General features: G+C 61.0%; 5 protein-coding genes and 1 pseudogene. 2 read left to right on the forward strand and 4 right to left on the reverse strand.

Annotation, left to right across the window (positions count from 1 at the left end; genetic code table 11):
• A partial coding sequence (locus BMX36_RS21000; RefSeq protein WP_093068510.1) for an IS1380 family transposase occupies positions 1 to 1,013 on the forward strand: 1,013 nt, incomplete at its 5' end.
• A gap of 177 nt (positions 1,014 to 1,190) precedes the next feature.
• Here BMX36_RS21000 and BMX36_RS21005 read toward each other — a convergent pair.
• Entirely contained in the window at positions 1,191 to 2,300 is a 1,110-nt protein-coding gene (locus BMX36_RS21005) for an acyltransferase family protein (RefSeq protein ID WP_198010941.1), read from the reverse strand.
• Between the two features lie 259 nt (positions 2,301 to 2,559).
• Here BMX36_RS21005 and BMX36_RS21010 point away from each other — a divergent pair, with 259 nt between their 5' ends.
• Positions 2,560 to 2,985, forward strand: coding sequence for a flagellar hook-basal body complex protein FliE (locus BMX36_RS21010; RefSeq protein ID WP_035386739.1), 426 nt, complete (start codon positions 2,560 to 2,562; stop codon positions 2,983 to 2,985).
• Between the two features lie 33 nt (positions 2,986 to 3,018).
• Here BMX36_RS21010 and BMX36_RS21015 read toward each other — a convergent pair.
• The 3 genes and pseudogenes from BMX36_RS21015 to BMX36_RS21025 all read right to left on the reverse strand — a co-directional run.
• Positions 3,019 to 3,453, reverse strand: a pseudogene (locus BMX36_RS21015) (DsbA family protein); the annotation flags it as partial.
• A 189-nt stretch (positions 3,454 to 3,642) separates the two neighbouring features.
• Positions 3,643 to 4,371 carry an IS21-like element helper ATPase IstB gene (gene istB, locus BMX36_RS21020; protein WP_093068513.1) on the reverse strand — a complete coding sequence of 243 codons (729 nt, stop codon included), beginning with the start codon at positions 4,369 to 4,371 and terminating at the stop codon, positions 3,643 to 3,645.
• A gap of 136 nt (positions 4,372 to 4,507) precedes the next feature.
• Positions 4,508 to 5,707 carry an IS256 family transposase gene (locus BMX36_RS21025; RefSeq protein WP_093068508.1) on the reverse strand — a complete coding sequence of 400 codons (1,200 nt, stop codon included), beginning with the start codon at positions 5,705 to 5,707 and terminating at the stop codon, positions 4,508 to 4,510.
• Positions 5,708 to 5,879 lie beyond the last annotated feature (172 nt).

Raw genomic sequence — 5,879 nt, forward strand, 5'->3', positions numbered from 1 at the left:
GCCAACCAACGATGAGCCGGTGGGAAAATGCGCCGACCACACGCGAGTTGGCCAGGATGATGTCCGCGATGATCGACATCTACTGCGCCAGTTACCCTGCCGCGCCGGCGGCGGTGACGCTGGATATCGATGACACCTGTGATGTTGTTCATGGCTATCAGCAGCTCTCCTTCTGGAACGGGCATCATGGCGAGCGCTGCTTCCTGCCGATCCATGTCTACGACACTGCCACCGGCCGACCGGTGGCGATGCTACTGCGCACCGGCAAGACACCGTCGGGCGCCGAAGCTGCCGGCCACATCCGGCGCCTGGTGCGCCATCTGCGCCGGCACTGGCCCGAAACGCACATCACCATCCGCGGCGACGGGCACTATGGCCGACCCGAGGTCATGGCCTTTTGCGAGCCGGCCGGCGTCGATTACGTGTTCGGCCTGCCAACCAACGCCGCGCTGCGTGCTGATCCCGAAATCGTCGCTGCCGCTGATGCCTGCGCGGTTAAGCGGGCTCAGCGCCAATACCCGGTCCTGCGCAACTATGCCGAGACCCGCTACGGCGCGAAGAGCTGGAAGTGCCAGCGCCGCGTCGTCGCCCGGATCGAGGCCAGCACGCTGGGCATGGATATCCGCTATGTCGTCACCTCGCTGGCCGAAGGCTCGGCTGAGCAAATCTACGACACCCTCTACTGCGCTCGCGGCAACGCCGAGAACCTGATCAAGCGCCACAAGACCCAGCTCGCCAGCGATCGTACCTCGTGCCGATCTGCCAACGCCAACCAGATGCGCATCATCCTGCACACCGCCGCCTACTGGCTCGTGTGGCGCATCCAGCAGGAAATCCCGAAGGCTGCCCCGCTCGCCGTTGCCGAGTTCGCAACGCTGCGCCTGCGATTGCTCAAGGTCGCCGCCCGCGTCATCGAAACCGCTACGCGCATCCGCGTCGCCTTCGCGTCAGCCTGCCCCGATGCCAGCCTGTTCAGAGCCATTGCCACCGGCCTCCGGCCGGCACCCACATAACTAGCCCGGCAGTGCCGCCGAAAGCCCAAGCCCTCGTCCTTCAACCTCGAAAAGCCCATTGATCCTGACGCGGTGAAAAAACGCCGCCGGAGGCGCTTGCCCTGATCACCCGGCGACCGACAAATCATGCTCGGACGAACCCAGAGCGGTGGCCTCATGAATAGTGGGGTTAAGCCTCTACCCAGGTTGGAGATGCCGCAGTACCGCAGCGTTCAACCGGCGCCTCAGCGGGATATCGATGCGCGTGGCCATGAACCAGGACGCGGTGCAGAGTGCAGCCAGCAGGAGAATCCCGGACCAGGGAGCGGGTAATTGCGGCAGACCTGGTAGAAGTTTGGGCAGGCCCATTACCCCAATCGTGAAGACGGGGATTTGCAAGACATAGATGGGATAAGAAATTTCCCCGAGGAAAGCGCACATTCCTCGGCTTGGTACAGGGTTGCGTCCAATCGAAGCGGCTACAATCAGTGGAAAGACGAGCAGCACGCAGGCCGCATCGAATAACCCCCGCAAAACAGGTGATATGGGTGAACCAAGGGCACCGACCGTGATTGCGATGATGATGATTTGGGGTAATTTCACGGAAAATAGCGGTGCTAGTTTTCCTGTCTCCCGCGCGCGATGAATCAAAACTCCGACAAAGAATGAAAAGGTGACCCTGATTGCGGCAAGATGAGCATCAGGCCAATATGCTCCTCCATTGAGATTGCCGCGAACGAGCGCCAATGCCAAAAGCATCAAACCCGATATACCAACGATCACTCCCAGTCGTTTGTGAGTTAGAACCCCAAAACCAAAGCCGTAAGCAGCGTTCGCGAACAGCTCGAATGAAAGAGTCCAAGCTACGAAGTTGGCAGGAAACAGCGGTTGGTAGGGGATGCCCACAGGCGGCGATGGCAACATCACGAAGTTGAAGACGCTGGACAGTATTATCTCTGCTGCGAGATGATCGTTTCGATAATAGTATGCTAATTCAACGGTGCCCAGCGCCAGGGCCAGGATATAGAATGGGTAAAGGCGTATCAGCCGAGTGACGATGAACGCTCTGCCACCCATTCCGTCTTGAAGCCTTACATCGTAAGCGCGGGCGAGCACGAAGCCGCTCATGACAAAAAACAGGTCAACGGCAAGGTATGCTCCGCTCGCTACGAAAGGCGCAAAGGCTTGCGGATAATGCAAGGTGATGACGCTCATAGCGGCGAGACCGCGTAGAACGTTGAGGATATGAAAGGACCGTGATCGCTCTTCCGCCGTTCGTTCGGCGCGATGCGTTGCAACACAGGCCATCTCGTGATCCCCAACCGCGGGCCGACCCCAAGGTTGTCTGAACATGACAGGCCGCATCTTATTTTACGCGACGGCGAAGCTTACCCCTCAGGGTTCTTCGGCGGTGCACGTTCCAGAGGCGCACACGAGCAGACCGGCAAGCCTCTTCGCCCCGAGCAACGCGGCTGCGCCGGTCCCCTTAAAACATCGGCAATCTGTCCTAAGGTTTTTTAACCATCTCGTAACGCTTCCCAGCTACCGTTTCGCTTGGGAGATTGTTGTGAGCAATATTTCGGTCAGTGATGTCATGGCCTTGCGAAGTGCGGTTCTCGACCGGAATTCCGCCCTCCGAAATGTCGTCAACAGCAGTGCGGCGTCGCCGGCAAGCGCTGGCGGGATTGCAAGGCCTACGTTTGATGCGGCCATGAGCCAAGTGCTGCAAAAAGTTGAAGGCCCTGGCTCAGTTGGCTCGGCTACTGGAGCGAATAGCAGCTTCGCATCGACAATTGTAGAACAGGTGCTAAAAGTAAACGAAACAGGTGCAAAGGCCGGGGCGTTGACGGTCGCCTATGAACGGGGCGAAACCACCGATATCGCAAAGGTTATGCTTGCCCGGCAAGCGGCTTCAATCGGGTTTGAGGCGACGCTGCAAGTGCGCAATAAGGTTCTCTCAGCGTACAAAGACATAATGAGCATGGCAATTTAACAAAAACCAGATCGGTAGGTGTGCAGTCCAATATCATTTCCTCGAACTGCGTGCGCGCGCGAACAGCCTAAGGAAATCAGCTTTGTCGATAGCGCCCACTACCAGCACCGATCCGGCAAGGTAGCCCGGTGTCCCCGCCAGCCCGAGGGTGAGAGCCTGCGCCCCATTGGCACGCAGCTGCGCCATGATCTGCTGGTCGTGTGATACTAGGTAAGCACTTATACGCTTCCAATTACCGCCTGCTTTTTCGACGATATCTTGCAAAACGCTGTCGCTGATGGTTCTGCTGTCGATCATGAGCTGCTTGTGAACCGCCGGGTAAATACCCTGCTCGGCACTTGCGAGCGCAACTTGCGCAGCGCGCTCCGAGGGCGGTCCGAAAATTGGCCAGTCCTTGTAGATGACGCGGACATCTCCGTCGCTCAGGATCGCTTCCTCCATGGCCGGGAATGCACGCCTGCACGCAGGGCATCGATAGTCGGTATGTCAATCGGCGTCCAAAAAGGACCCCCTATCGGCGTGCAAAAGGGACCCCCTTTGTCGAGCAGCGTGACGGGTATGATGGGCGCACTGTTCGCGCTGGTTGCGGCGTAGGGCGGGCGTAGCCCGACCGGAGGCGCAACCAGCGCGAAGCGTTCTTTGCCGGTGCCCCAGGCGTCAGCTTCGATGTTTGAAGCGCCAGCTGTCGTTGCCGGTTTCGACGATGTCGCAGTGGTGGGTAATACGGTCGAGCAGTGCGGTGGTCATCTTGGGGTCGCCAAAGACGGTCGGCCACTCGCCAAAGGCGAGGTTCGTGGTGACGATGACGGAGGTCTGCTCGTAGAGCTTGCTGACGAGGTGGAAGAGCAGTTGACCGCCCGAGCGTGCAAACGGCAGGTAGCCAAGCTCGTCGAGCACCACGAGGTCGAGGCGCGAGAGCTGGGCCGCCAGCGTGCCGGCCTTGCCAAGGCGCGTTTCCTCCTCGAGCCGGTTCACCAGGTCCACTGTGTTGAAGTAGCGTCCGCGGGCGCCGGCGCGTACCACATTGGCAGTGATGGCGGTGGCAAGATGCGTCTTGCCGGTACCCGTTCCACCGACCAGCACGACGTTGCGTCGGCCCGGAAGGAACGAGCCGCTGTACAGCGAGCGCACCAGTCCCTCGTTGATGGGAGTGTCGCCGAAGACGAAGGCGTCGAGGTCCTTCACCGCGGGTAACCTGGCGGCCGACATCCGGTAACGGACCGAGGCTGCATGGCGGTGCGTCGCCTCGGCACGCAGCAGGTCGGTCAGGACCTCCATGGTCGTGCGCTTGCGCTGGAGACCGGTAGTGACCGCCTCGTCGAAAGCGCCAGCCATGCCCTTCAGCCCCAACTCGGTCATGGCCGTCATCATCTCATGCCGCTGCATGGAGGCCTCGCAGGCTGTCATAGCGGTTGCAGTCGGCGCGGGGCGGATGGCGCAGCGCCAGATCTTCTGGCGTGACAATAGTCAGCGGTCGCGACGGGACTGTCAGGAATTTTGTGCGAGAGGCCGGTTACCGTCATTAGATGACGAAGCGCTCACCGAAGATTACGGCGAACTGACTTTTGGCCTCACCCCATTCGCGCGGTGGGCGCTTCCATTCGTCCGCCGCGTGATTGAGCACGAGATATAACAGCTTCATCGCGGCATCGTCACCGGGGAAATGGCCGCGGGTACGGACGGCACGGCGAACCTTCGAATTCAGGGCCTCGATGGCGTTCGTAGTGTAGATGATCCGGCGGACGCCCTCGGGAAAGGCGAAGAACGGGATCACCTGGTCCCAGTGTCGCCGCCAGCTTATGGCGATGGCCGGGTGTTTCTGGCCCCAGGGGCCTGCCTCGAACGCCTCCAGCGCAGCCATGCCGGCCTCGGGCGTCTCGGCACGGTAGACGCCGCGCAACGCCTGGGCGATGAACTTGCGCTCCTTCCAGGACGCAAAGCTCATGCTGTTGCGGATCAGATGGACGATGCAGGTCTGGACGATGGCCTCGGGGAAGACAGCGTTGATCGCCTCCGGGAACCCCTTCAGGCCGTCGACGACGGCGATCAGGATGTCGGCGACGCCGCGGTTCCTGAGCTCGTTCATAACGCGCAGCCAGAATTTGGCCCCCTCGGTCTGCTCGATCCAGATGCCGAGCACCTCCTTGGTCCCGTCCGGCTGAATGCCCAGCGCGATGTAGACCGCCTTGTTGCGGACGAACCCTTCGTCGCGGATCTTCACCCGGATCGCGTCGAAAAACACCAGCGGATAGCAGGCGTCGAGCGGCCGACCCTGCCATTCGGCAACCGCCTCCAGCACCGCATCGGTGACGGTCGAGATCAGGTCCGGCGAGACGCCGATCCCGTACAGCTCCTCGAGGTGCCCGCGGATTTCGCGCACCGTCATCCCGCGCGCGTACATCGAGACGATCTTGTCGTCGAAGTCGGGGAAACGGCGCTGGTATTTGGCGATGAGCTTCGGGTCGAACGTCCCCGCCCGGTCGCGTGGCACGTCCAGCGTCACCTTCGACGTGCCCGTCAGCATCGTCTTCCTCGATGACCCGTTGCGCCGGTTGATGGTGCCTGCGGCGCCTTCGCTTTCCAGATGATCGTCGAGCTCAGCCGACAGCATCCGCTCCGACAACGCCTTCTTCAGCTCGTCGAGCAGACCGTCCTTTGCAAACAGCTCCTGCGGGTCACGACCAGCCAGAAGCTGGTCCAAAACGTCCTTGTCGATTGCCATATCGATGGTCCCTTCCATTCCATCCTATGGCCTCCCGCACAAAATTCCTGACAGTCCCGTCGCGACGGTTCGCGCCGGCGGGCCAGGATGTTGACGATGACGTCGTCGCTGGCGGTGCCGGCCAGCAGCGCCTCTCGCACGGCCGCTTCCACCGCCTCCAGTCCGTCGTCGA

It is taken from the genome of Sphingomonas sp. OV641 (assembly GCF_900109205.1).
GTDB lineage: Bacteria > Pseudomonadota > Alphaproteobacteria > Sphingomonadales > Sphingomonadaceae > Sphingomonas.